A 24,942-nucleotide genomic window follows, 5' to 3' on the forward strand; every position below is an offset into this window, starting at 1 on the left:
GGTGGTCGCCATGACCCAGATCAGCACGAGCACCGACGTCACCGAGCAGGTGCCGGAGGTGCCGGGGTCGGGGACGGGTCGCGTCGCCCTGTCTCCGCAGGCCTCCGAGCTCCTGGTGCAGCTCACCGACATCCACGGCCCCCTGATGTTCCACCAGTCCGGCGGGTGCTGCGACGGCAGCGCCCCGATGTGCTACCCGGACGGGGACTTCAAGATCGGGGGCCAGGACGTGCACCTCGGTGACCTGGTGGTGGAGGGCCTGGAGAAGCCGATCGGCTTCTACATGTCCGCCTCGCAGTTCGAGTACTGGAAGCACACGCACCTCACCGTCGACGTGGTGAAGGGCCGGGGCAGCGGATTCTCGGTGGAGGCCCCCGAGGGCGTCCGCTTCATCATCCGCTCGCGGCTGTTCACCGACGAGGAGCTGCGCGACCTGGGCGACCTGTAGCGCTCACCCGAGCACGATCGAGGGGCGCCCCCGCTGCGCGGCACGCAGCGAGGGCGCCCCTCGCACGTTCGGCCCCTCCCGACGAAGGAGTTCGACGATGAGCACCCCGACGACACCCTCCGCGACCCTGCGCGAGCTGACCGGCCTGCCGTCCTCGCCCGCCTCCCTGCGCGAGTCCGCGCTGGTGATGATCGACCTCCAGAACACCTACACCCGCGGCGTCATGGCGCTCGAGAACGTCGAGCCGGCCATCGACGAGGCGGCGGGTCTCCTCGACCGCGCGCGCAGCGCCGGGATCCCGATCGTCCACGTCCAGCACGACGCGGGCGCAGGCACGCCCTACGACGTGCGCGACGAGATCGGCGCGATCGTCGACCGCGTGGCCCCCCGCGACGGCGAGCACCGCATCGTCAAGAACTTCCCGAACTCCTTCGTGGGCACCGACCTCGACGAGTACCTGCGCGGCGTCGACGCGACGAACCTCGTGCTCGCGGGCTTCATGACACACATGTGTGTGAACTCCACCGCCCGCGGCGCCTTCAACGCGGGATTCGCGCCGTCGGTGGTCGCGGCGGCCACCGCCACCCGCGCGCTGCCGGGTCCGGACGGCGCAGTTCCGGCGTCCTCCCTGCAGAGTGCCAGCCTCGCCGGGATCGCCGACATGTTCGCCGTCGTGGTTCCGGACGCCAAGGGCATCCCCGACTGACGCACAATTTTCGGTGCCGAAGTCCCGGTCGTCGGCGAGGACGCGCGACGCACATCACTCGACAAACTCCCGTTCCCGGAAATAGGGTCCGGCCGACCATTTCGGGTCGGGCTTCGGAGGTCGTGGTGGCGCAGAAAGTCGTGGTTTCCCTCGTCGACGACCTGGACGCGTCGGAGGCCGACGAGACCGTCGAGTTCGGCCTCGACGGCGCGACCTACGAGATCGACCTCTCCGAGGCGAACGCCGCGGCGCTCCGCGACGGCCTGGCCGATTTCGTCGCCCACGCCCGGCGCAGCGGCGGCCGCCGGAGGTCCGCGCCCGCGGCGTCGGCGAGCACCCCCCGGCGTGGCGGCGGCCGTGCCGCGGTCGACCGCGAGCAGAACCAGGCCATCCGCGAGTGGGCGCGCAAGCAGGGCATGACCGTCTCCGAGCGCGGTCGCATCCCGAGCGAGGTCTCCGAGGCCTACCACAAGGCCCACTGACCGGCGCTCCGCTCCGGGCAGGTCGCGATCAGGCGCCGGTCAGGCGCCGGTCGCGTAGGCGAGGAGCGCCGGCCGGTCGATCGTGGCCGCCCGCCCACCCGGATGCACCACCAGGAGGCGACGCTCCGCGAGCGTGCGCAGGGCGGTGTTGAGTGTCTGGCGGGCGATCCCGAGACGCTGGGCCAGCAGCGTCTGGGATCCGCCGAAGTCGACGTGCCCGCCGGGGCCGGCGAGCTCGAGAAGGAGGTCGGCCAGCCGCCGGGTGACGGGGAGGAACGCGCGTCCGAGCGTCGCGCGGTTCTGGAGCCGCACGATCCGCACGAGGTCGGAGAGCAGGGCGAGCAGCGTGTCGGGGCTGGTGCGCAGCGCCCGGATCGCGGGCCCCGCCGGCACCGCGAGCACGGTGGTGTCGCGCACCGCGACGGCGTCCTCGGTCCGCGGGCCCGGCCGCAGCACCTCGAAGTAGCCGAACGCGTGCCCCTCCGCGGCGACCCCGACGTCGACGACGTCGCCCCCAGGCGACACGGCCCGCGACACCACGCTGCCGCGGAGCAGGACGAACATCGCGTCGCCCGCGTCGCCCGTGCGGAACACCGCCTCCCCGGCCGCGTACCGGCGCCCGACCGCGGCGTCGGCGAGCGCGCCGAGCGCCGCGGGCTCGAGTCCCTGCAGCTGCGGGCACGCCGCGAGGGCCGCGCGGACCCCGGCCTGACCGTTCCGTGCCGGCGCCTGAGCGTCCGCCGTCACCGCCACCCCCGATGCACCTCGGTCCCGCCGGCCGGAACACCACTCGTCCGGCCGAGTGCCGCTGTCACCGCGGTGACTGCTCGTCGATCATGACCTTCCCGCCGCTCCGCGTCGACGTCCGCGTCGGATCCGCGACAGCCCGGCCGTGCGGCGGCGCCGGTCCGGTGACCGCCCCGCGGTTCGCCGGTGGCGAACGGATGGACGGGATGAGGCGAACGTCTCGCGTGGTTGGAACCCACATGACCCCGTGCTCGACGAGCCGGGGACACGATCGGGCCTGTCCGTGGGTGGCGCCCGTCACGGTGGTGCAACCGTCGTCATCCCGTGGCGTCACGCGCGACGACTAGGATGGCCGTACGGTGCTGAGGCATCGTGGGGGTCCCGATCTGGCATCGGGCACTTGCCAAGGGACCACCGAGGTCGTCACCACGAGGGCGGCCACGGTGGAGGACCGCCGGCGCAGCAGTCAGGAGTGACGAATGTTCGAGAGGTTCACCGACCGCGCGAGGCGGGTGGTCGTCCTGGCCCAAGAAGAGGCCCGGATGCTCAACCACAACTACATCGGGACCGAGCACATCCTGCTCGGGCTGATCCACGAGGGCGAGGGCGTCGCCGCCAAGGCCCTCGAGTCGCTGGGCATCGCGCTCGAGGGCGTGCGCCAGCAGGTCGAGGAGATCATCGGCCAGGGTCAGCAGGCTCCCAGTGGCCACATCCCGTTCACCCCGCGCGCCAAGAAGGTGCTGGAGCTGTCGCTGCGCGAGGCGCTGCAGCTCGGGCACAACTACATCGGCACCGAGCACATCCTGCTCGGGCTGATCCGCGAGGGTGAGGGCGTCGCCGCGCAGGTGCTCGTCAAGCTCGGCGCGGACCTCAACCGTGTGCGGCAGCAGGTGCTGCAGCTGCTCTCGGGCTACCAGGGCAAGGAGCCCGCGGAGTCCGGCAGCCAGCGCGGCGAGGGCACGCCCTCGTCCTCCCTGGTGCTCGACCAGTTCGGTCGCAACCTCACCCAGTCGGCCCGCGAGGGCAAGCTGGACCCGGTCATCGGCCGGGAGAAGGAGATCGAGCGGGTCATGCAGGTCCTGTCCCGCAGGACCAAGAACAACCCGGTGCTCATCGGCGAGCCCGGCGTCGGCAAGACGGCCGTCGTCGAGGGCCTCGGCCAGGCCATCGTCAAGGGCGAGGTGCCCGAGACGCTGAAGGACAAGCAGCTCTACACCCTCGACCTCGGGTCGCTGGTGGCGGGCTCGCGCTACCGCGGTGACTTCGAGGAGCGCCTCAAGAAGGTCCTCAAGGAGATCCGCACCCGCGGCGACATCATCCTGTTCATCGACGAGCTCCACACGCTCGTCGGCGCGGGTGCCGCCGAGGGCGCGATCGACGCCGCGTCGATCCTCAAGCCGATGCTGGCCCGCGGCGAGCTGCAGACCATCGGCGCGACCACGCTCGACGAGTACCGCAAGCACGTCGAGAAGGACGCCGCGCTCGAGCGCCGCTTCCAGCCGATCCAGGTGGGGGAGCCCTCGGTGGCCCACTCCATCGAGATCCTCAAGGGGCTGCGCGACCGCTACGAGGCGCACCACCGCGTCTCGATCACGGACCCGGCGCTGGTCGCGGCGGCCACCCTGGCCGACCGCTACATCAACGACCGCTTCCTGCCGGACAAGGCCATCGACCTCATCGACGAGGCCGGCGCCCGCATGCGCATCCGCCGCATGACCGCGCCGCCGGACCTGCGCGAGTTCGACGAGAAGATCGCCGACGTCCGTCGCGAGAAGGAGTCCGCGATCGACGCGCAGGACTTCGAGAAGGCGGCGCGCCTGCGCGACGAGGAGAAGACCCTCATCGGGCAGAAGTCCGAGCGCGAGAAGCAGTGGAAGTCCGGTGACCTCGACGTCGTCGCGGAGGTCGACGACGAGCAGATCGCCGAGGTGCTGGCCAACTGGACCGGCATCCCGGTGTTCAAGCTGACCGAGGAGGAGACCACCCGTCTCCTGCGCATGGAGGACGAGCTCCACAAGCGCATCATCGGGCAGGAGGACGCGGTCAAGGCTGTGTCGCAGTCCATGCGCCGCACCCGCGCCGGCCTCAAGGACCCGAAGCGCCCCTCGGGCTCGTTCATCTTCGCCGGCCCCTCGGGTGTCGGGAAGACGGAGCTCACCAAGGCGCTCGCGGAGTTCCTGTTCGGCGACGACGACGCGCTCGTCCAGATCGACATGGGCGAGTTCCACGACCGCTACACGGCCTCGCGGCTCTTCGGCGCGCCCCCCGGGTACGTCGGCTACGAGGAGGGCGGCCAGCTCACCGAGAAGGTGCGCCGCAAGCCGTTCTCGGTGGTCCTCTTCGACGAGATCGAGAAGGCCCACTCCGAGGTCTACAACACGCTCCTGCAGGTGCTCGAGGACGGCCGCCTGACCGACGGCCAGGGCCGCATCGTCGACTTCAAGAACACGGTCATCGTGTTCACGTCGAACCTCGGTACGCAGGACATCTCGAAGGCGGTCGGCCTCGGTTTCCAGTCCGGTCAGGACTCGGGATCGAACTACGAGCGCATGAAGAACAAGGTGACGGACGAGCTCAAGAAGCACTTCCGTCCCGAGTTCCTCAACCGCATCGACGACATCATCGTGTTCCACCAGCTGCGCGAGGACGAGATCGTGCAGATGGTCGACCTGATGATCGGCCGTACCGAGAAGCAGCTCCAGAACAAGGACATGTCCCTGGAGCTCACCGACAACGCCAAGAAGCTGCTCGCCCAGCGCGGCTTCGACCCCGTGCTCGGTGCCCGGCCGCTGCGCCGCACCATCCAGCGCGAGATCGAGGACCAGCTGTCCGAGAAGATCCTCTTCGGCGAGGTCGAGTCCGGCCAGATCGTCCTGGTCGACGTCGAGGGCTGGGAGCCCGAGACCGACGACAACGGGGTCACCAAGCAGGCCCCGGAGTCGGCGACCTTCACCTTCCGTGGTGAGGCCAAGCCGACCCCGGTGCCCGACACCCCCGAGGTCGCCGCGGCGGAGTAACCCCGCCCGGTCACCGTCACCCGGAGCCCCGGTCCCCGTTCCTCGGGGGCCGGGGCTCCGGCGTGTGCGGGGGTTTGTCAGCGAAGTGCCGTTGCAGACACTCAGCGTCCGTATCGGTACTTCGATCACACGATGAGGACGGGGCCAGGTCCGTAGTGGACGCGTGGGGCCGGGAGCACGGCGGCGATCCCGAGGTGGGCGAGAAGGTCCTCGCGGAGCCCCTGCGGGTCGTCATGCTGCTGGCGGGGTCGCGATCCGAGCACGTGCAACCCGACTGATCGGAGGAGGCGCTGACGCGCCAACGTCGCACGCACCTGCTCGGGCGTCGCGAGGTGGTGTTCGACCGAGTCGATCTCCCAGACGAAGCCGAGCTCTCTGACGAGGCCGTCCACCGTGGCCAGGAAACGTCCGTCCTCGTCGTAGACGCTGACGTTCCACTCCATCGTCGGGAAGTCGTCGAACGACTCCCAGAAGTCCCGCGCGGTGAACTCGACCGGCGAGAGCACGCCGGCACCGGCGGCCTTGAGGACGCGCCTCGGCGCTGCGCTTCCCTTACGCGATCCGAGCTGCAGCTCGTGCCAGAGCTCCTCGAGGAGAACCATCCTGCGCTGGACGGCCTCGGTGACCACGGCGGCGATCTCCTCGTGGTCCTTCAGACGCTTGATGTGGTCGACGATGCAGCGAGCGAGCCAGTGGCGCCACCGGCAGTTCGTCGCGGAGCCGAGGTCGCGGCAGTCGGATGGTCCGTTCGAACCGCGCTCGACCCGTGCTGAGAACGCGGTGCTCGAGCGGGATGAGGACGTGGTCCACGGACGGCTCGCCACCGCGGCGAAGGCCGTAGTGACGCGCTCCGCTCAAGCCGGTCAGCATCGCGCTCTCGCCGCCGCGGACCAGCGCCGCGATCTCGTGCTGGAGCGGGGTGGGGGTGCCGTTCCCGAGCATCAACGTCGCGGGCAGCATCAGCGTCCACGGGCCATCCTGCTGGGTCCGTCGGTACACCGTCCGCTCGGGGACGCCGCGCCGCACGAGCTCCCGCGCGGAAATGATGCCCTCCCAGCTGGCCGCTCGGAGGGCCTCACCGTCGATCGCCCAGTCCCCACGCTTCACCACGGCGACGATCGTGAATGCCTCGCGGGTCGGGGTGTGAGGGCGCGGACGTCGGCTGTGGACGACGGACGCGGGTGTGGATGGGGCCGGGGCATGCTGCGGCCGCGGCGGGTCCGATCGGGCCGTCGGAAGCCGCTAACCGGCCGAGAGGGCCGACGCGCTGGGTCCGGCCAGTGGTCGGCGCCGGGCCCATGATCGAAGTACCGATACGGACGCTGAGCGTCTGCAACGGCACTTCGCTGACAACACCTCAGCCGCTGTAGATCCCGGCGAGGGCGGCGGCGACGCCGGCCATCTGTTCGCGGAGGGCCGCGGGGGCGAGGACCTCGACGTCGGCGCCGAGGGTGAGGAGCTCGGAGCGGGCGTGGGCGAAGGACTCGATCGGGATCACCGCGCGGGTCCAGCCGTCGGCGTCGGTCGGCCAGCTGCCCTCGGCGAGCGCGCGGGCGGTGTGCGGGCGCAGGACGGCCGGGGCCAGCTCCATCGCCCGCGGGGAGAGGCGCACGGTGGCCTCGGCCTGGTAGAGCGCGTCGGTGAGCTCCTGGGTGCGCTGGTGCCAGTACTTCCAGAGGTCGAAGCCCTCGGGACGGTCGAAGCGCACGTCGAGGGTCTCGAGGTCGAGGATGCGCGCGATCCGGTAGGTGCGCGGCTCGGCGGCGCTGTCGCCGGACGGCACGGCGACGAGGTACCAGGTCCCGGCCTTGAGCACGAGGCCGAGCGGCTCGAGCTCGCGCTCCACCTCGGGCTCGCGCCCGCCGGTGGCCCAGCGGCGGTAGCGCACGCGCACCACGCGCTGGTTCCACACCGCGTCGGCGACCCCGGTGAGGGTGGGGACGTGGTCGGCCTCGCGGAACCAGCCGGGCGCGTCGAGGTGGAAGCGCTCGGCGATGCGGCCCGCGCGGTCGGACAGCTCACCGGGCAGCGCCGCCTGCACCTTGAGCTGCGCCGCCGCCAGCACCCGCCCGAGGCCGAGCTCGGCGGCGGCGTCCGGCATCCCCGAGAGCGCGAGCGCGTCCGCCTCGTCGGCCGTCATCCCGGTGAGGTGGGTCCGGTACCCCTCCAGCAGCGAGTAGCCGCCCTCGGGGCCACGGTCGGCGTAGACGGGCACGCCCGAGGCCGACAGCGCGTCCATGTCGCGGTAGATCGTGCGGATCGAGACCTCGAGCTCGTCGGCGAGCTCCCGCGCGGTCAGGCGACCACGGCTCTGCAACAGGAGCAGCACGGAGAGGAGGCGGCTGGCGCGCACACGTCAGTGGTACCCCATGGCTGACAGACCCTGTCAGGCACGTCCCCCTTCCGGGCTCACGGGTTCGCCCGGTTGCTGGTCGGCGGGCTGGAGCTCGTCGGGAATCCCGTCGGCGTCGGCGTCGCTCAGCAACGGGTCGCCCATGCCGGCGCGGGCCGCCTCGAGCTGCGCGGCCAGCGCCACCCCGAGCAGCAGCGCGACGCCGGTGACCGTGGCCCACAGCAGCAGCGCCATGATCCCGGCCAGCGGCCCGTAGGTGTCGCTGAAGTCGCCGGAGACCGCGACGTAGAGCGCCACGCCGCCCGACGCGGCGAGCCAGAGCACCACGGTCAGCCCGGCGCCGAGCGCGAGCCACGAGAGCCCGGGTTGGTGGCGGCGCGGGGAGTACCGGAACAGCACGGTCACCGCGACGACGAGCGCCGCGAGGCCCACCGGCCAGCGCAGGACGTCGAACACCGTCTCGGCGACGTCACCCCAGCGGTAGACGTCCTCCACGGCGTCGCCGAGCGGACCGCCCGCGATGATCAGCACGAGGCCCACCCCGAGCGCCGTGCCCGCCGTCAGCGTCAGGACCGCGGCGCGGAGGTACTTGCGCACGAACGGCCGGTCGCGCTCGGTGCCGTAGATCCGGTTGGTGCCGCGTTCGAGCTGGGCGATGGCGCTCGTCATGGCCAGGAACGCGGTGATCAGGCCGAACGCGACGGCGAACTCGCCGACGTTCTCGCTGCGCGAGTCCTCGGCCTCGGGGGCCTCGCCGTCCTCCTCGGGCAGCTCCGCGGGGCCGCGGGCGACGACGTCGGCGAGCAGCTGGTCGCCCGCGCCCGGGGACACGGCCACGACCGTCCGCGCGACGACCTGCGCGACCGACTCCGCGCCCACCGCCGTCGCGAGCCCGCTGCCCGCGATCACGAGCGGGACGATCGCCAGCGCGAGCTGCAGCGCGAACCCCCGCGCGTGACTGAAGCCGTCGCCGTAGCGGAAGCGCAGCAGGGCGTCGCGCAGCAGCGTGCGCAGCCCGACGCGCCGCGCGGTGTGCCACGCGTCGTCGGCCTGCAGCGCGTCCCCGTCCATGTCGGTGGTGACGGGCACCGCGCGTACCGAGCTCACGCGCACCATCATCGCCGATGTCCGGTCGAGTTCCGCGGCGCTGCGCCTCCGGCAGAACCTGACCGCAGGTGTCAGCCACGGTGCGGCAGGCTGGCCCCATGGTGGAGACGCTGACCCGCGAGCAGGTCATGGCACACCGCATCGCCGCCCAGGGGCTGCACCGCGACCGCCCGCTGGACGCGCTGTTCGCGCTGGGGCTCCAGGACTCGGGACCGACGGCACGGCTGGCGCTCGCCGCCCGCACCGACGGCGAGGTCGACCCCGTGGCGCGCGGGCTCGTCGACGGCTGGACACACCGCGGCGCCCCGCACCACCACCCGCCCGCCGAGCGCAACGCCGTCGCCGCGGCGGCCCGGCCGTTCGACGACGCCGACGCGGCCGCGCGCCTGAACTGGAGCGGGCCCGAGCAGCGCCGGGTCGGCATCCCCGCCCGCGAGTCGATCGACCGCGCGGCCGACGCGCTCGCCGAGGTGGTCACCGAGCCGATGACGAAGGGCACCGCGAGCGGCGCGGTGACGAAGCTGCTCCCCGACGTCCTGCTCCGCGACTGCCGCGGCTGCGCCACGGTCCACGTCAACGAGCAGCTCTTCCGGCTCTCGGCGTTCCCGGTCGGCGTCGGCCTCGACCCGACCGGCAAGACGCTGCTGCTCACCCCGCCGCCCGCCGGCTGGGAGCGTCCCGTCGACGGCGACCCGGCCCGCGCCGCCCGGCTGGTGCTCGACTACCTGCGCCTCCACGGGCCCGCCGGCCCGCGGGAGGTCGCCGACTTCGTGGGGACGACCCCCACCATCTTCGCGCCGGCGTGGGACGCGGCGTTGCCCGAGCTCGCGGAGGTCGAGGTGGCGGGCCGGCGTGCATGGCTGCCCGCCGACGACCTCGACGCCGCGCTCGGCGCGCCCGACCCCGACGTCGTCCGCCTCCTCCCGCCGCTGGACCCGATCCTCCAGGCGCGCGACCGCGAGATCCACGCGCCGGACGAGTCGCTGCGCAAGGACCTCTACAAGATCATCGGGAACCCGGGCGCCCTGCTGGCCGACGGCGAGATCGTCGGCACCTGGCGACCCAAGGCGTCCGGGAAGAAGGTGACCCTCGAGATCGCGCCGGTGGCGCCGCTGCCCTCGGACGTGCGCACCCGGCTGGACGACGAGGCCGAACGCGTCGCCGCCGCCCGGGGCCTGACGCTCGCCGGCCTCACGGGCGTGTGAGCGGGGTGCCCGGTGCAGCGAACGCGCTGTTCGCTGCTTCTAGGCGCGCAAAGTCCCCGTTGATCACGCGCCGGGCAGGGCCGCGTCGATCGCCTCGAGCGTCGCGCGCGCCCCGGACGCCAGGGACACCGCGCGCCCGTGACGGATCTCCGGCTCCCGGACGTTGATCCGGATCAGGGCGCCGGAGGCGGCGGAGGCGAGCTCGGCGTGGCGGCGCACCGTGGGGACGGCGGTGCCGGCGCCGACCTCGACGACGACGAGGCGGGGCGCGTCCCGGCTCCGCAGCCAGGCGCGGTGCGCGGCCATCCGGTCGCCGTGGTGCCCGGGCACCCAGGCCCCGTCGCCGAACATGAGGATGTTCGGCCGCGCGACGCGCCCGCACCGCGGGCACGCCGGCAGGGGAGGGCGGGCGCGCATCGTGTCCTCGTCGATGACGACGTCGACGTCGTCGGCGGGCCAGGTGCCCTCGTGGCAGGGCGCCGTGCACTGCAGGGTGCCGATGGCGCCGTGGCACTCCACGACGTCGTCCTCGGCGAAGCCCGCGGCCTGGAACGCGCCGTCGACGTTGGACGTGAACACCTGGGTCGGCCACCGGTCGGCCCAGCGCCGCAGGACGCCGAACCCGGCGTGCGGCACCGTGCGGCGGTACAGCGCGAGGCGGTGGCCGTAGAAGCCCCAGGCGAGCTCGGGGTCGGCGTCGAAGTGCTCGGGGTCGGCGATCTCGGAGAAGCGCAGCCCGAGCCGGCGGTACGGCGGGTACGCGCGCCAGAAGCCCTCGGGCCCCCGGAAGTCGGGCAGCCCGGAGTCGACGCCCATCCCCGCCCCGGCACCGACCAGCAGTGCCTCGGCACCGGCGAGCGCCTCCGCCGCGGCGGCGACGCCCGCCGGGTCGGGATGGCTCAGGAGCCGGACCCCTCCACGCGCAGGACCAGCTCGAACTCCAGGAGGTCGGCGCCCGACGACACCGGCTGCTTGCGCTCGCCGGCGTGCGCGGCGGCCGCGGCGCCCCCGTCGCGCCACGCGGCGAAGGCCTCCTCGGACTCCCACTTCGTGTAGACGAAGTACCGGTCGTCGCCCGAGGTGGGGCGCAGCAGCTCGTAGCCGAGGAACCCGGGGGTGTCCTTGATCGCGTCGCCGCGGGCGGCGAAGCGCTTCTCCAGCTCGGGCCCGTTGCCCTCGGGGACCTTGATGGCGTTGATCTTCACGACGGCCATGGGACTCAGGGTACGTCGCCGGCCTCGCCCGGCAGCGCGAAGCGGCCGTCCGCGAGCTGCTCGACGAGCCCGTCGACGAGCAGTGAGTCGAGGCACCGGGAGCGCTGCGCCGGGTCGGTGAGCCAGGCGGCCCCGAGGGCCTCGGCGGTGACCGGTCCGGGGGCGCCCCGCAGGACGTCGAGCAGCCGCCCGCGGACCTGGCGGTCGGTCCCGGCCCAGGTCTGCGCCTTGCGGACGGGTCCGTCCCACGCCGGACGGCCCAGCCGTTGCCAGGCGCAGCGGTCGACGACGGGGCAGTCGGCGCACCGGGGGCCGCGCGCGACGCAGATCGTCGCGCCCAGCTCCATCAACGCCGCCGACATGGTCGCCGCGTCGTTCGTGCGGGTCGAGCTCGGCTCCGCTTCGTCTCCCGTCTCGTCGTCCGGCAACAGCGCCTCGACGTCGGCCAGATCCCGCGCCGCCGCGGCGCCCGCCTCGGCACGGCCGTGCACGGCGCGGGCGACGACGCGGCGGACGTTCGTGTCGACGACCGGGACCCGGCGGCCATGGGCGAACGCCGCGACGGCCCGCGCGGTGTAGGTGCCGATGCCGGGGAGCGACTCGAGCGTCTCGACGTCGCCGGGCACGACGTCGTCGTGGTCGGCGGCGATCGCCTGCGCCGCCGCGTGCAGGCGCAGCGCCCGGCGGGGGTAGCCGAGCTTGCCCCAGGCCCGCAGCACGTCCGACGCCGGTGCCGCGGCCATCGCCGACGGACGGGGCCAGCGCTCGAGCCACGCCCGCCAGGGCTCCTCGACCCGCGCCACGGGCGTCTGCTGCAGCATGATCTCGGAGACCAGGACGCCCCAGGCCGTGGTCTCCGGTCGACGCCACGGCAGGTCGCGGGCGTGCGTACGGAACCACGGCACGAGGACGTCGGCGAACGTCCCGGGCCGTGCGGTGGGTGTGGACCCCGGCGTGGTGGTGGCGGCCATCGACCGTCGATCCTGCCCCGCGCACCCGCCGTCGCCACCGTCGGGTGAAACGGACCGACGACCGCGTGGTGGTCGATCGCGGGGAGCGAGCGCGAACCTACTTTCCGTGACGTGTGGGAGCCGGCCGGACCGCTTCCGCCGTCGGTCTACTGGCGGCGGCGCTGCGTGGCGCTCGGCGTGGTCGTCGCGGTGCTCGGCGGGCTGATCTGGGCCGTCGTCGGTCTTGCCGGCGGCGACGAGCCGGACCCCGCGACGGTCGAGGCCCGCGCCCGCGCGGCGGCGATGGCCGGCCCGCAGACCACCACCCCGGCGCCGCCGTCGGGGCAGGAGCCGGGGCCGGAGTCGGCGGCACCGACCGGCCCGATCGCGGCCGCGTTGCCGTCGGTGATCCCGCCCGGCGGCGCCCCCGCCCTCACCCCGGGCCCTGACGGCGCCCTGTTCGTGCCCCCGGGCGGCGACGGCTTCCGGAACTTCCTGCCCCCGGGTGTGCCGGCGGGCTCCTCGGGGCCCCTGCTCGGGCCGGCCGGCACGACCCCGCCCGCCGCGACCTCGCCGACGCCCCCGGCGGCCGAGACCCCGCCGTCCGCGACCACGGACCCGACCACCACTGAGCAGCCCACCCCCGCGAGCGCACCGGCGCCGGGACCCTGCGCCGACGGCGACCTGCGGATCACCGCCCGGACCGACGCACCGAGCTACGCCGCCGGCCGCAAGCCGGTGCTGAGCCTCGTCGTCACCAACACCGGCGCCACACCCTGCGTCCGCGACCTCGACGCCGCCAAGCAGGCCGTCGCGGTGGTCAAACGGCCCGGCGACGGGCTCTGGGGCAGCAACGACTGCTCGCCGGGCGACACCGACGACGTGCGCACCCTCGCGCCCGGCGAGGAGGCGGTGTTCTCGGTGCACTGGTCGGGCAAGACCTCGCAGCCCGGCTGCCGCGGCGAGCGGACCGCCGTGCCGCCCGGCACCTACCAGCTGCTCGCGCGGCTCGACGGGATCGTCAGCGACCCCGCGCCCTTCACCCTCGAGGGCTGAAGTCCGCATCGACACCGGCGAGGCCGGTGCGCATCAGCGCGCCGTGGAGGTCGTCGGCGACCGCCGCCGTGAGCCCCTTCGGCGTGCGGGCCTCGCCCGGCGGCACGATCGCCCGGCTGATGCCGAGCCGTCCGGCCTCGGCGAGCCGGCGCTCGAGGGCCACCACCCGGCGGAGCTCGCCGCCGAGACCGACCTCGCCGATCGTCACGAGCCCGGAGCGCACGGCCTGGTTGTGGAACGCCGAGGTGACGGCGACGGCCACCGCGAGGTCCGCGGACGGCTCGCGCAGCTTCATGCCGCCGACGGTGGCGACGAAGACGTCCTTGTCGTGCAGGCGCAGCCCGCAGCGTTCCTGCAGCACCGCGAGGATCTTGGCGACCCGGCCGCTGTCGAGGTCGGACACCACGCGCCGCGGCGGGGTGTCGTGGGCGCGGGTGGCGACGAGCGCCTGCACCTCGGCCATGAGGGGGCGTTTGCCCTCCATCGCGACCGTGACCGCCTGCCCCGCGACGGTGCGCTCGAGCCCGCCGGTGAACAGGCCCGACGGATCGGTGACCTCGGCGATGCCGCCGTCGTTCATCTCGAAGCAGCCGACCTCGTCGGTGGCGCCGAACCGGTTCTTCAGGCCGCGCACCATCCGCAGGGGGGAGTGCCGGTCGCCCTCGAACGAGAGCACGACGTCGACGAGGTGCTCCAGGGTGCGCGGCCCCGCGACCGCGCCGTCCTTGGTGACGTGACCGATGAGCACGACGGGCAGGTCGCGCTGCTTGGCGAGGGCGACGAGCGCGCTGGTGACCGTGCGGACCTGGGAGACCCCGCCCGGCGAGCCCTCCGCGGTGGCCGTGCCGACCGTCTGCACCGAGTCGACCACGAGCAGCTCGGGGTCGACGGCCTCGACGTGGGCGGCGACCTCCTCGAGATCACCGGTGGCCGACAGGAACAGGTGCGGGGCGAGCCCTCCGGTGCGCTCGGCCCGCAGCCGGACCTGCCCCGCCGACTCCTCGCCCGTGACGTACAGCACGGTCGCGCCGGCCCGGGCCCGCTGCGCGGCCACCTCGAGCAACAGCGTGGACTTGCCCACCCCGGGCTCACCCGCCAGCAGGACGACGACCCCGGGCACGAGGCCCCCGCCGAGCACCCGGTCGAGCTCGGCGACGCCGGTGGGCCGCGCCTTCGCCGTCTCCAGCCCGACCTCGCCGATCAGCCGGACGGGGCTCGCCGGTCGGGCGGCGGCAGCGGGCGCGACCCCGGGCCGGCCGGTGCGTCCCGCGGACGGCAGGTCCGGGACCTCCTCGACCGTGCCCCACCCGCCGCAGTCGGGACAGCGCCCGACCCACTTGGCGGCGGCGTGACCGCAGGCGGTGCACTCGAAGCGGCTGGCGCGGGCGCGGGAAGGCACGGTCGGAACGGTAGGCCCGACCCCCGACAGCGCCGGCGGCGACGCGGCGGGACTACCCGACCGCGGGCTCCGACGCGGAGACGATCAGCGGGATGGTGACCGCGCCGGCCCGCTCGAACGTGAAGGTCACGGCGTACGTCGGCCCCGCGGCGATCGCCTGCGTCACACCGGTGAGCACGACGCGGGTCGTGCCCGACTGGCGGGTGTCGAGGTTCGCCGGTCCGACCGGGCCGGGCTCGGTGCCGACCATCCGGATCGCGTTGCTGCCGGGGACGACGTTCGCGCCCTCCTGGCGGGCGCCGAGGGCGTACGGCGTCGACACCGAGACGAGACGGTCGGCCGTCGGGCCCTCGTTGATGATCGTGCCGCGCAGCGGCACCTCGCCGCCGGACGGCACGTTCTGCGCCTCACCGGCGTCGATGGAGAGGTCGCGCAGCACGATCGGGCCCACCTGGCCGGTCGCGCCGTCGGCCTGGGAGACCACCGTGTCGGTCTGCGTGACGCTGCCGGCGCTGCAGCCGGCGAGGGCGAGGGCCGCGGTCAACAGGGTCGCGACGACGAACCCCGGGCGGGGCCCGCGCGGGCGGCGGCTCATGATCGCAGGCGTCCTCTCGCAGGGGGGCAGTCTCTCGACGGGCAGCGACACCTTAGTACCAGCGGCGGGTCCCGGCCCCGCGGGAGCGTGCGCTCACCTCGGCGAGCACGGCGCACGGTGACTTGTCAAGTCCCTGACCTGCGAAGACGGCGGGATCCCCTGCGATGCCCGTGCGTCGGACGTGTTAACCTCGTAGAGGCGAAAGGGGCTCGGGACACATGGTTTTCAAGGTCGGCGAGACCGTCGTCTACCCGCACCACGGTGCCGCTCTCATCGAGGCCATCGAGACCAGGACGATCAAGGGCGAGGAGAAGAAGTACCTCGTTCTCAAGGTTGCTCAGGGCGACCTGACCGTCCGGGTCCCCGCGGACAACGCCGAGATCGTCGGTGTCCGCGACGTGGTGGGCCAGGAGGGGCTGGACCGGGTGTTCGAGGTGCTGCGCGCGCCGCACACCGAGGAGCCGACGAACTGGTCGCGCCGGTACAAGGCGAATCTCGAGAAGCTCGCGTCGGGTGACGTGAACAAGGTGGCGGAGGTCGTCCGCGATCTCTGGCGCCGCGAGAAGGACCGCGGCCTGTCCGCGGGTGAGAAGCGCATGCTGGCGAAGGCGCGCCAGATCCTGGTCAGCGAGCTGGCGCTCGCGGAGGGCACCGACGAGGTGGCCGCCGAGTCGCTGCTGGACCAGGTGCTGGCGTCCTGAGCCACGCTCGATGACCGCGGGGACGCGGTGACCGTCGCGGCGATCGTGCCCGCGGCGGGACGTGGTGAACGGCTCGGTCTCGGCCGGCCGAAGGCACTGGCCGTCGTGGGTGGGCTGACGTTGGTGGCCCGTGCCGTGGACGGCCTGGTCGAGGGCGGCGTGGACGTCGTCGTGGTCGTCGCCCCACCGGGCGGCGAGGACGGGATCCGCGCCGCGCTCGACCACCGCCGGGCCACGGTCGTGCCCGGCGCCGACGACCGTGTCGGCTCGGTGGCGGCCGCCCTCGCGGCCGTGCCCCGCGACGTCGAGGTCGTGCTCGTGCACGACGCCGCCCGCTGTCTGTGCCCGCCGGAGGTCGTGCGCGCGGTGATCGACGCGGTTCGTGCGGGCCATCGCGCCGTGGTCCCGGCCACCCCCGTGGCGGACACCCTCAAGCGCACCGGGCCCGGGGGCGTGGTGATCGCCACGATCGACCGCACCGGCCTCGCCGCCGTGCAGACGCCCCAGGGCTTCGAGCCGGCGACCCTCCGCGCCGCCCACGAGCACGCCCGCACCGGGCGCGAGGCCGGCGGACCGGTCACCGCCACCGACGACGCCGGGCTCGCGGAGGAGATCGGGGTGGGCGTCGCGACCGTGCCCGGCGACCCGCGCGCCTTCAAGGTCACCACCCCGCTCGACCTCGCGATGGCCGAGGCGCTGGTCGCGGCCGCGACGGCGGGGGCGTCGTGAGGGCGGGAGACGCAGCGGCGTGGAGCTCGACCTCGTGAGGGTGGGGGTCGGCACCGACGTGCACCCGCTGCGTCCCGGCGTGCCGTGCTGGGTGGCCGGTCTGCTGTGGGAGGGCGTCGACGGCTGCGCGGGGCACTCCGACGGCGACGTCGCCGCGCACGCCCTCTGCGACGCGGTCCTCTCCGCCGCCGGGCTGGGCGACGTCGGTGCCGTGTTCGGCACCGGACGGCCCGAGTGGTCCGGTGCCTCCGGTGTGCGGCTGCTCGGGGAGGTCCGGGCGCTGGTCGGCGCCGAGGGCTGGGTCCTGGGCAACGCGGCGGTGCAGGTGATCGGGAACGCCCCGAAGATCGGCACCCGGCGAGGCGAGGCGCAGGCGGTGCTCTCCGAGGCCCTCGGCGGCCCGGTCGCGGTGTCGGGGACGACCTCGGACGGCCTCGGGCTCACGGGCCGTGGCGAGGGCCTGGCGGCGGTCGCTACGGCGCTGCTCCGGCCGGCCTGACTTCTCCCGAACGGCACCCACCGCCCGCGCGCGCTTCCTACGATCCGCGCGAGGGGAGGTGCCGGGTGTTCACGACGCACTGGTCGTCGAAGTCCCATCAGGAGATCTTCGACGCGCTGGCCTCCGGCGGGCCCGACGGCTTCCGCGACACCAGCGGCACGTGGCAGCGCCTCGCCGACCGCATGGTCGCCGTCACCGACTCGGTCGAGCGCGCCAACCGCACCCTCGGCGCGACCTGGCACGGCGTGGCGGCCACCGAGGCCGACCGGCGCCTGCAGCCGCTGCGCCCGTGGGTCGACCAGGCCCGCGACGCGGCCGCGCGGGTCAACACGGCCGGCCAGGACCAGGCGGTGCGCCTGTCGGAGACCCAGGCGCGCGTCCCGGCGCCGCAGTTCTCCTCGATGTGGGACGCCGGGGTCGACGGGTTCCTCGACGGGTCGTCGCTGCTGGGCACCGTGCGTCCGGTGGCCGAGACCGTCGCTCCGGTGCCGCTCGGCGGCGCCGACGCGGTCTACCAGATGCTCCAGCAACAGCGGGCCCAGGAGGACGCGCAGCGGGCCATGACGGAGTACCAGGACGCGAGTCGCGGGCCCATGGAGACGCTGCCCGCGTTCGCCGGTCCGGGCGGGGCCCCGATCGATGCGGGTGCCCCGCCGACCGTCCAGGGCCAGCCGCCGGGTGGGGGCGGGGCGCCTGCCCAGGGCGGGGGTCCCGGCGCGGCGGGTGTGCCGGGCGGTCTGCCGGGCGGTGCCGGCGCGGTCCCTGGCGTGCCGCGTGTCCCGGCCGGCGGTGGCGGCGCGGGCGGCGGCGCGGGCGGGTCGGGTGGTGCCGGAGGCGGTGGTGCCGGAGGCGGTGGTGCCGGGGGTGCGGGAGCCGGGAGTGGGGCCGCGGGCGGTGCCGGGGCCGGGGGTGCCACGGGAGCCGGCGGCGCCGTGCCGTCGTCGTCACCCGCCGCGGGCGTCCCCGCGGCTCCGGGCGTGCCGGGGTCCGGCGGTGGCGGGGCGGGCCTCCCGGGGTCCGGTACCGGCGGGGCGGGTCTGCCGGGGTCGCCCGGCGTGCCCGGGGCCGCCGGTGGGGGCGCCGGTGGCGTCGTCCCTCCCGTCGCCGGGGGCCCGGGAAGTGCACGGCCGGTGCCGGGTGCCTCGACGGGCGGAGGCCGGTCACCCGGCCTCCCGGGTGCCTCCGGCTCCGCGGGCTCGGGCGGCTCCGGTGGCGCGCTCGGTGAGGCGGGCCGGTCCGGGGGAGCCAGCGGCGGTGTCCCCGGGTCGCGGCTGCCGGGTGCGGCGGTCGGGGTGGGCGACGGTGCCGGTGCCGGTGGTCGTGCCGGCGGCGGCCCCGGAGGGTCGACGGGCGAGCCGGGCGCCCGGGCCGGAGGTGCCGGTGGTGCTCTCGGCGAGGCCACCGCCGCGCGGGCCGCCGGCGCCGCGGCGGCCGAGGGACGCGCCGGCGCGGTCCCGATGATCCCGCCCGCCGGCATGGTGGGCGGCCCGGGCGGGGACGGGCGCCGGCAGCGACCCGACTACCTCGCCGAGGACGACCCGGACGCCATCGCCGGGGTGCTGCCGGCGACGGCGCCGCCGGTGATCGGCGAATGAGCCGCCGGTGAGGGCGATGACGCTCGGTGCGGGGTTCGCCGGGGCCCGGCTCGACGTCGGCCAGTACGTCGCGCTCTGGCGCGCGCTCGGGCTGGGGACGCGCCCCGCGACGCTGTACGTCCTCGACCACGGCGAGACCTACGCGGAGCGGGACGCCCTCGACGCCGCGGCCTGGCGGCGTCTCGCCGCGCAGAGGCTGCTCGACGCCCGCGGGGCACCCGATCCGGGGCTCGCCGACGCGCTCGCGGTGCTCGACCGGCCCGCCGTCGAGCTGGACGTGGTGGTGCAGCGTGACGGCGCGCCACCCCGCACCGCCGTCGCCGCGGCGCGCGGCACCCTCGGTCTCGTCGCCCGGCTCGACGGCGACGGGCTGCTCCTGGCACCGGCCGATCCCCACGACCTCGCCGGCTCCCTGCTGACCCGCCTGCCCGACGTCCGCGCGGCCCCGGTTGTCGGGATGTCACTGCCCGCCGCCGCCCTGTTCGGTCGCGGCCGCACGCTCGACGAGCGCGCCCACCGGCTGCGCCGGGCCGGCGTGCCCGCCCACCACGTCGACCGCGTGCGGGCCCTGTGGGCGACGACGCCGACCCGCGCCCTGACGTTCGGCTGCTCGGCCCGCGACGGCGACGGCGTGTCCCGCCGCGGCTCCCGCACGCTCACCGTCCTCGACACCGCCGTCGGACGGGTGGCGTGGGGCCTCGACGCGTCGGGCCGGCGGGTCCTGGTGCAGCCCCTCGACCGCCCGCGCCTGCGGGCCGCCCTGGCGGACCTCCTCGACGAGCACTCCCGGGCGGTGACCCCGAGCGATCAGCCCGACGGGTGCGCCGCGGACTGCGCCGCGAGACGGGCCCCGCGGTCGAGCAGGTAGCGGGCGATCATGCGGTGGATCGGCGTGACCACCACGAGGACCGGGGCCGCCCACGGGTGCTCGCGGCGCAGGAGGAAGACGACCAGGACCCGACCGGGCTCGGCGATGACCACGAGTCGCGGCGTGATCAGGCCGCCGGCGACGCCGTAGACGGCCTCGTGCGGCCCGGCGGACACCCGGTGCCAGCCCAGCGGCGCGGGGTCGGACGCCGGGGCCAGGCGGAGCCCCAGCACCCGGCGGTGGGCGATCCGCACCAGGGAGCGGAGGACTCGCGGCGCGCGACCCATGGCCAGCTCGGCGAGCTCCTCCGGGGCGAAGCGCGCGAGGACCTCCGGCGCGACGTCGACGGCGAACGCGTCGCCGTAGTCGACACGGTCCAGCAGGCCCATCGCCGTCACGCGCTGCGGGATCGCCACGCGTCGGGCCACGGTCCACCTCCCCGTCCACGATCCGGACGACACCGCGGAGCCGCCGCCGGTCCTTCGATTCCCGAAGCACGTCCCACGGAGTCTCGGGGTCGGGCCGCCGCCGCGCGCCCGGGCCGTCAGCCCCGCAGCACCGCCCGCACGGCCGCGGGGGCGTCGGAGGGCCGGTGCAGGGGCACGGAGCGCCCGCCGCCGGCGGCGGCGAGCCGGGCGCACGAGATGCGGGCCTCGTCGTCGTCGACCGTCACGAGCGTGTGGATCCGTGCCGAGCCCGACCCACCCGCGACCGGCGCCGGGTCCTCGCCCTCGTTCCACGCGCCGTCGGTGAGCACGATGAGGTCTGCGTGCGGGACACGGGCCGCCGCGGCCTGGGCGAGCGCGGTGCGCAGGCCGAGGGCCAGGTCGGTGGTCGAGCCGCCGCGCAGGTCGAGCAGCGAGTCGAGCACCGCCGAGGCCGGCGCGGGGGAGTGCAGGTGGCGCAGCACGACCGCCCGCGACCAGAACGCGACCACGGCGATCTCGTCGTCGGAGCGCAGGCCGGCCGCGAGCGCGCCCGCGGTCGTCACCGCCGTCGTCAACGGCTTCCCCGCGACCGACCCGGACGCGTCCACGAGCAGCACGATCGCGCGGCCCGGGGAGCGCCAGCCGCGCCAGCGGAGGTCCTCGGCGCGGATGGGGCGATGTACCAGCGACCGCTCGAGCGTGGCGTCCAGGTCGAGGTCCAGCCCCTCGCCCGCGACGGTCGCGAGCCGGCTCGAGCCTCGCCGTTCGGTGTCGCCCGCGCGCGCCGGCGGCACGAGCAGGCGCACCGCCAGACGCCGGGCGGCGGCGCGCAGCAGCGGGTCGGTGGCGCGGGCGAGGTCGGCGAGCAGGTCGACGGTCGCGTCGGGATCCTCGTCGTAGGCACCGGACACGGCGGCGTCGTCGAGCACCCCGACGGTCGGGCTGACCTGCTGGAGCTCGTCGCCGTGGCGTCGCGACAGGTCGGCGCGGGTCTCGGTGCGCCGGGACTGGTCGCGCAGCAGCTCCTCGACCTCCTTCGGGTCGGTCACCACGCGCGGCGGGGCCCCGGGCGAGCGTCCCGTCTCGGGCGGGGCGCCGCCGGGGCTCAGGCTTTTCCCGGGTTACCGTCCCCGTCGGCGCTCTCGCCCGCCGGCGCGCTCGCCGCCCACAGCTCGGCGACCACGTCCTCGACCGTGCGCGTCGACCCCTCGAGCAGCTGGACCCGCCCGGTGAGCGCGGCGAGGGCGGCGTCGGTGCCCGTGGACTCGGCCGCCGGCGCGAGCCGCCCCGCGAGCGCGACGGAGCGCACCTCGGCCAGCGACGCCGCGACGGCCACGAGGTCGAGCGCCCCGCGCACCGAGGAGCCGAGGCGCAGGTCGGGGTGCTCGCGGGTGGCCCGGGCCGCCCGTACCGCGCGCTCCACGAACCCCGTGTCGACGGGCCCGTGGTCGCGCCGGACGATCGCGGTCTCCTCGTCGGCGCTCTGGTGGGCGAAGCCCACGCGGCACGAGCGGTCGTAGAGCGCCGGCGTGATCCGGCCGGTGCCGACGGCGTCCGACGGGTTCATCGCCGCGACCAGCCGGAAGCTCGGCGCGGCGTCGACAATCCCGAGGCGCGGGACGTGCAGGCGCCGCTCGGAGAGCACGCCCAGCAGCACGTTCAGCGTCTCCTCGGGGACGCGGTTGAGCTCCTCGACGTAGAGCAGCGCGCCGGAGGTCAGCGCGCGGACCAGGGGACCGGGCACGAAGTTCTCGGGCCGGTAGTCCTCGGTGAGCACGCGGGAGGGGTCGTGGTGGCCGACGAGGCGGGCCGGGGAGAGCTCGGCGTTCCCCTCGACCAGTTCGAGACCGACGCCGGCGCCCTCGGCGAGCGCGCGCAGCAGCGTCGTCTTGCCGGTGCCGGGCGGGCCCTCGAGCAGGACGCTGCGCCCGGCGGCCAGCGCCGCGGCGATGACCTCGGACTCGCGCACACGGCCGACGACCTGCGCGCGCGTGGCGTCGATCATGGAACGGACCGGCAGGGAGCCGGCGGTGGGCAGACCGGGGGCGGCCCCGGCGTCGTCGGGGGTCACGCAGCGCAGCGGGGCTGGGCCGTCGTGCTCTCCGGACACCGGGGCCGCGGAACCGTTCGTCACAGGTGGTCGGCTACCTCAGTCGAAGACCACGACGCCGCGGATGTTCTTGCCCGCGTGCATGTCCTCGTAGCCCTGGGCGATCTCGTCGAGCTTGTAGCGCTTGGTCACCAGCTCGTCGAGCTTGAGCTTCCCGGCGTTGTAGAGGTTCAGCATCATGGGGATGTCGGCCTTCGGGTTCGAGGACCCGAACAGCGCGCCCTTGAGGCTCTTCTCGAACAGGGTCAGCTCGCCGATCGGGATCGGCACGCCGATCTCGGTGATGTCGCCGAGGCCGGTGACGACGACCGTGCCCTGCTTGCGGATGGAGGCGAACGCCTCGCCGACGTGCTCGGGCTTGGTGATGCCGATGGTCACGAGCGCGGAGTCGGCACCCTGGCCGTTGGTGAAGCCCTTGGCGATCTCGGTGGCCTCCTCCATCGACTCGACCGCGTGGGTCGCGCCGAGCTCGAGGGCCTTCTCGCGCTTGAAGGCGACCGGGTCGACGGCGATGACGTTGGCCGCGCCGGCGTGCGCCGCGCCCTGGACCGCGTTCGCGCCGATGCCGCCGATGCCCTGGATGATCACGGTGTCGCCGGGCGAGACGCCGGCGGCGTTCACCGCGGTGCCCCAGCCGGTGCCGACCGAGCAGCCGAGCAGGCAGGCGACCTCGAGGTTGGTGTCCTGCCCGACCTTGATCGCCGAGTCGACCGCGACGGTCGAGTACTCGCTGAAGGTCGAGATGCCGCACATCTGGCCGACGTTGGAGCCGTCCTCGAGGTGCAGGCGGGTCGAGTCCTCGGTCCAGCGGGTGCCGGCGAGCAGGCCCGCGCCGAGGTCGCAGAGGTTCGAGTGGCCGGTGGCGCACCAGCGGCACTGCCCGCAGGCCGGGAGGAAGGAGAACAGGACCTTGTCGCCGACCTCGAAGCCCTTGGTGTTCGGGCCGACCGACTCCACGATGCCGCCGCCCTCGTGGCCGCCGGCGAAGGGGTAGGTGCCGACCGGGATGTCACCGGTGGCGATGTGGTCGTCGGAGTGGCACAGACCCGAGGCGACCATCTTCACCCGGATCTCGTCCTGACGCGGGTCGTCCACCTCCACCGTCGCCGTCTCGTACTTGCCCGGGGCCTGACGGACGAGAGATGTCCGGCACGTGATGGACAACGCTGACCACTCCTCGCGTAGCGAAACCGTCGAATGACGAGCGCGACTCTATGTCTGTCCTCACACGTTGGGAAGGGGGTTACCGAACGATCGGTCGGTCGGACGCGCTCCCTGCGCCATGGGCCGCCGGGGGCCGGGGGGTGGGCCCGTAGGATCCGGGCGGTGAGCCTGCACCTGTACGACACCGCACGACGCGAGCTGCGGGAGTTCCGTCCGCAGCACGCCGGCACGGCGTCGATGTACGTGTGTGGGGCCACCGTGCAGGGCGTCCCGCACGTCGGGCACGTCCGCTCGGGTCTCGACTTCGACGTGCTGCGGCGCTGGCTCGCGCACAGCGGGTACGACGTGCTGCTCGTCCGCAACGTCACCGACATCGACGACAAGATCCTGGCGAAGGCAGCGGCCGCCGGTCGTCCATGGTGGGAGTGGGCCGCGACGCACGAGCGCGCCTTCGCCGCGGCGTACGACGCGCTGGGGTGCCTGCCGCCGTCGGTGGAGCCGCGCGCGACCGGCCACATCACCGAGATGGTCGAGCTGATCCAGCGGCTCATCGACCGCGGTCACGCCTACGCCGTGGACGGCGACGTCTACTTCGCGGTGGGCACGTGGCCCTCGTACGGCGAGCTCTCCGGCCAGCGGGTCGAGGAGATGGAGCAGGGCGAGGGCGCGGACCTGCGCGGCAAGCGCGACGCGCGCGACTTCACGCTCTGGAAGGCGGCCAAGCCCGGCGAGCCGGACTGGCCGACGCCGTGGGGGCGTGGCCGTCCCGGCTGGCACCTCGAGTGCTCCGCGATGTCCACGCACTACCTCGGCCCGCGCTTCGACATCCACGGCGGCGGGCTCGACCTCGTCTTCCCGCACCACGAGAACGAGCTGGCCCAGTCCCGCGCCGCCGGCGACGGGTTCGCCGAGTACTGGCTGCACAACGCCTGGGTGACGATGGCCGGGGCGAAGATGTCGAAGTCGCTCGGCAACACGCTGACCATCCCCGCCGTGCTCTCGCGCGTGCGGCCGGTGGAGCTGCGCTACTACCTCGTCGCGCCGCACTACCGCTCGACGCTGGAGTACTCCGAGGACGCGCTGGCCGAGGCCGCCGCCGCGTACCACCGCATCGAGACCTTCGTGCACCGCGTCAACGACCGGGTCGGGGCGGTCCAGGTCGGGCGCATCAGCGACGCGTTCGCCGCCGCGCTCGACGACGACGTGGCCACGCCGGCAGCGCTCGCCGAGGTGCACGAGACCGTCCGCGCCGGCAACGCCGCGCTCGACGCCGGCCGGCGGGACGAGGCGCTCACGGCCGCCGCCGCCGTGCGGGCCATGACCGGGGTCCTCGGCCTCGACCCCGTCGTGTGGGCGGAGTCGTCGGCGGGCGGCGGGACCGGGGACGCGGCCCGCGAGGCGCTGTCGGCGCTGGTCGGGTCGCTGCTGGACCAGCGCACGCGGGCCCGCGCGGAGCGCGATTTCGCCCGCGCCGACGCCCTGCGCGACGAGCTCACCGCCGCCGGCGTCACCGTCGAGGACACCGCCGACGGACCCACCTGGACCCTCAAGGACGGTGCGTAGCCGACG

Annotated in this window: 25 protein-coding genes; 12 read left to right on the forward strand and 13 right to left on the reverse strand. The window is 74.7% G+C overall.

The features are described from left to right. The first annotated feature begins 10 nt into the window (after nt 1-10). The 3 genes from ACR9E3_RS07000 to ACR9E3_RS07010 all read left to right on the forward strand — a co-directional run bounded on the left by ACR9E3_RS07000 (nt 11) and on the right by ACR9E3_RS07010 (nt 1,636). Nucleotides 11-448, forward strand: a complete 438-nt coding sequence (locus ACR9E3_RS07000) for a DUF779 domain-containing protein (protein ID WP_460379426.1) — start codon at nt 11-13, stop codon at nt 446-448. A gap of 97 nt (nt 449-545) precedes the next feature. After that, complete coding sequence (locus tag ACR9E3_RS07005; protein ID WP_460379428.1) at nt 546-1,154, forward strand: cysteine hydrolase family protein; 609 nt, start codon at nt 546-548, stop codon at nt 1,152-1,154. A gap of 125 nt (nt 1,155-1,279) precedes the next feature. After that, nucleotides 1,280-1,636 (forward strand): histone-like nucleoid-structuring protein Lsr2, encoded by a 357-nt coding sequence (locus ACR9E3_RS07010; protein ID WP_460379430.1) that lies wholly within the window; start codon nt 1,280-1,282, stop codon nt 1,634-1,636. Nucleotides 1,637-1,675: 39 nt separating this feature from the next. Here the strand turns inward: ACR9E3_RS07010 and ACR9E3_RS07015 are convergent, their stop codons facing one another. Continuing rightward, the gene (locus ACR9E3_RS07015; protein WP_460379432.1) at nt 1,676-2,383 is read right to left on the reverse strand and encodes a Crp/Fnr family transcriptional regulator; all 708 of its coding nucleotides are present in this window, start codon (nt 2,381-2,383) and stop codon (nt 1,676-1,678) included. Nucleotides 2,384-2,862: 479 nt separating this feature from the next. Between ACR9E3_RS07015 and ACR9E3_RS07020 the strand changes: the two genes are divergently transcribed. Beyond that, nucleotides 2,863-5,400 carry an ATP-dependent Clp protease ATP-binding subunit gene (locus ACR9E3_RS07020; RefSeq protein WP_285657536.1) on the forward strand — a complete coding sequence of 846 codons (2,538 nt, stop codon included), beginning with the start codon at nt 2,863-2,865 and terminating at the stop codon, nt 5,398-5,400. A gap of 125 nt (nt 5,401-5,525) precedes the next feature. Here ACR9E3_RS07020 and ACR9E3_RS07025 read toward each other — a convergent pair whose 3' ends face one another. From ACR9E3_RS07025 to ACR9E3_RS07035, 3 genes are all read right to left on the reverse strand, one after another. Further along, nucleotides 5,526-6,029 (reverse strand): hypothetical protein, encoded by a 504-nt coding sequence (locus tag ACR9E3_RS07025; RefSeq protein WP_460379434.1) that lies wholly within the window; start codon nt 6,027-6,029, stop codon nt 5,526-5,528. A gap of 728 nt (nt 6,030-6,757) precedes the next feature. Beyond that, complete coding sequence (locus tag ACR9E3_RS07030) at nt 6,758-7,753, reverse strand: helix-turn-helix transcriptional regulator (RefSeq protein WP_460379436.1); 996 nt, start codon at nt 7,751-7,753, stop codon at nt 6,758-6,760. A 33-nt stretch (nt 7,754-7,786) separates the two neighbouring features. Beyond that, nucleotides 7,787-8,860, reverse strand: a complete 1,074-nt coding sequence (locus ACR9E3_RS07035; RefSeq protein WP_460379438.1) for a YihY/virulence factor BrkB family protein — start codon at nt 8,858-8,860, stop codon at nt 7,787-7,789. Nucleotides 8,861-8,958: 98 nt separating this feature from the next. On the opposite strand from ACR9E3_RS07035, the gene ACR9E3_RS07040 reads away from it, so the two are divergent. After that, nucleotides 8,959-10,065 (forward strand): winged helix DNA-binding domain-containing protein, encoded by a 1,107-nt coding sequence (locus ACR9E3_RS07040; RefSeq protein ID WP_460379440.1) that lies wholly within the window; start codon nt 8,959-8,961, stop codon nt 10,063-10,065. Between the two features lie 63 nt (nt 10,066-10,128). On the opposite strand, the gene ACR9E3_RS07045 is transcribed toward ACR9E3_RS07040, so the two are convergent. The 3 genes from ACR9E3_RS07045 to ACR9E3_RS07055 all read right to left on the reverse strand — a co-directional run bounded on the left by ACR9E3_RS07045 (nt 10,129) and on the right by ACR9E3_RS07055 (nt 12,250). After that, nucleotides 10,129-10,881, reverse strand: coding sequence for an SIR2 family NAD-dependent protein deacylase (locus ACR9E3_RS07045; protein ID WP_460379442.1), 753 nt, complete (start codon nt 10,879-10,881; stop codon nt 10,129-10,131). A gap of 83 nt (nt 10,882-10,964) precedes the next feature. After that, complete coding sequence (locus ACR9E3_RS07050; RefSeq protein ID WP_285657547.1) at nt 10,965-11,279, reverse strand: antibiotic biosynthesis monooxygenase family protein; 315 nt, start codon at nt 11,277-11,279, stop codon at nt 10,965-10,967. 5 nt (nt 11,280-11,284) lie between these two features. Beyond that, nucleotides 11,285-12,250 carry an HhH-GPD family protein gene (locus ACR9E3_RS07055; RefSeq protein WP_460379444.1) on the reverse strand — a complete coding sequence of 322 codons (966 nt, stop codon included), beginning with the start codon at nt 12,248-12,250 and terminating at the stop codon, nt 11,285-11,287. Between the two features lie 111 nt (nt 12,251-12,361). Here ACR9E3_RS07055 and ACR9E3_RS07060 point away from each other — a divergent pair, with 111 nt between their 5' ends. Further along, on the forward strand, nt 12,362-13,285 hold the full coding sequence (locus ACR9E3_RS07060; protein WP_460379446.1) for a DUF4232 domain-containing protein: 924 nt from the start codon (nt 12,362-12,364) through the stop codon (nt 13,283-13,285). Here ACR9E3_RS07060 and radA read toward each other — a convergent pair. Together radA and ACR9E3_RS07070 are read right to left on the reverse strand one after the other, a co-directional pair. Continuing rightward, the gene (gene radA / locus ACR9E3_RS07065) at nt 13,269-14,684 is read right to left on the reverse strand and encodes a DNA repair protein RadA (RefSeq protein WP_460379448.1); all 1,416 of its coding nucleotides are present in this window, start codon (nt 14,682-14,684) and stop codon (nt 13,269-13,271) included. The genes ACR9E3_RS07060 and radA overlap by 17 nt on opposite strands. A 52-nt stretch (nt 14,685-14,736) precedes the next feature. Further along, nucleotides 14,737-15,279: a copper chaperone PCu(A)C gene (locus ACR9E3_RS07070; protein WP_460379450.1), complete on the reverse strand. Its 543-nt coding sequence runs from the start codon at nt 15,277-15,279 to the stop codon at nt 14,737-14,739. A 218-nt stretch (nt 15,280-15,497) separates the two neighbouring features. Here ACR9E3_RS07070 and ACR9E3_RS07075 point away from each other — a divergent pair, with 218 nt between their 5' ends. The 5 genes from ACR9E3_RS07075 to ACR9E3_RS07095 all read left to right on the forward strand — a co-directional run bounded on the left by ACR9E3_RS07075 (nt 15,498) and on the right by ACR9E3_RS07095 (nt 19,671). Next, nucleotides 15,498-15,980, forward strand: a complete 483-nt coding sequence (locus ACR9E3_RS07075) for a CarD family transcriptional regulator (RefSeq protein WP_116707106.1) — start codon at nt 15,498-15,500, stop codon at nt 15,978-15,980. Nucleotides 15,981-16,007: 27 nt separating this feature from the next. Continuing rightward, nucleotides 16,008-16,709, forward strand: a complete 702-nt coding sequence (gene ispD, locus ACR9E3_RS07080; RefSeq protein ID WP_460379453.1) for a 2-C-methyl-D-erythritol 4-phosphate cytidylyltransferase — start codon at nt 16,008-16,010, stop codon at nt 16,707-16,709. 34 nt (nt 16,710-16,743) lie between these two features. Then, on the forward strand, nt 16,744-17,208 hold the full coding sequence (gene ispF / locus ACR9E3_RS07085; RefSeq protein WP_460379455.1) for a 2-C-methyl-D-erythritol 2,4-cyclodiphosphate synthase: 465 nt from the start codon (nt 16,744-16,746) through the stop codon (nt 17,206-17,208). A 65-nt stretch (nt 17,209-17,273) separates the two neighbouring features. Continuing rightward, on the forward strand, nt 17,274-18,803 hold the full coding sequence (locus ACR9E3_RS07090) for a WXG100 family type VII secretion target (RefSeq protein WP_460379457.1): 1,530 nt from the start codon (nt 17,274-17,276) through the stop codon (nt 18,801-18,803). Nucleotides 18,804-18,819: 16 nt separating this feature from the next. Then, on the forward strand, nt 18,820-19,671 hold the full coding sequence (locus ACR9E3_RS07095; protein ID WP_460379665.1) for an ESX secretion-associated protein EspG: 852 nt from the start codon (nt 18,820-18,822) through the stop codon (nt 19,669-19,671). On the opposite strand, the gene ACR9E3_RS07100 is transcribed toward ACR9E3_RS07095, so the two are convergent. The 4 genes from ACR9E3_RS07100 to ACR9E3_RS07115 form a co-directional block, all read right to left on the reverse strand. Next, nucleotides 19,611-20,099: a hypothetical protein gene (locus ACR9E3_RS07100; RefSeq protein ID WP_460379459.1), complete on the reverse strand. Its 489-nt coding sequence runs from the start codon at nt 20,097-20,099 to the stop codon at nt 19,611-19,613. The two genes, ACR9E3_RS07095 and ACR9E3_RS07100, sit on opposite strands and share 61 nt — an antisense overlap. 116 nt (nt 20,100-20,215) lie before the next feature. Then, nucleotides 20,216-21,148 carry a vWA domain-containing protein gene (locus ACR9E3_RS07105; RefSeq protein ID WP_460379461.1) on the reverse strand — a complete coding sequence of 311 codons (933 nt, stop codon included), beginning with the start codon at nt 21,146-21,148 and terminating at the stop codon, nt 20,216-20,218. A gap of 56 nt (nt 21,149-21,204) precedes the next feature. After that, entirely contained in the window at nt 21,205-22,170 is a 966-nt protein-coding gene (locus ACR9E3_RS07110) for an AAA family ATPase (protein WP_460379463.1), read from the reverse strand. 78 nt (nt 22,171-22,248) lie between these two features. Continuing rightward, nucleotides 22,249-23,373, reverse strand: coding sequence for an NDMA-dependent alcohol dehydrogenase (locus tag ACR9E3_RS07115; RefSeq protein ID WP_460379465.1), 1,125 nt, complete (start codon nt 23,371-23,373; stop codon nt 22,249-22,251). A gap of 162 nt (nt 23,374-23,535) precedes the next feature. On the opposite strand from ACR9E3_RS07115, the gene cysS reads away from it, so the two are divergent. Beyond that, a complete protein-coding gene (gene cysS / locus ACR9E3_RS07120; RefSeq protein ID WP_460379467.1) occupies nt 23,536-24,936 on the forward strand; it encodes a cysteine--tRNA ligase in 1,401 nt (466 codons plus the stop codon). Nucleotides 24,937-24,942 lie beyond the last annotated feature (6 nt).

It is taken from the genome of Actinomycetospora sp. C-140, assembly GCF_054796175.1.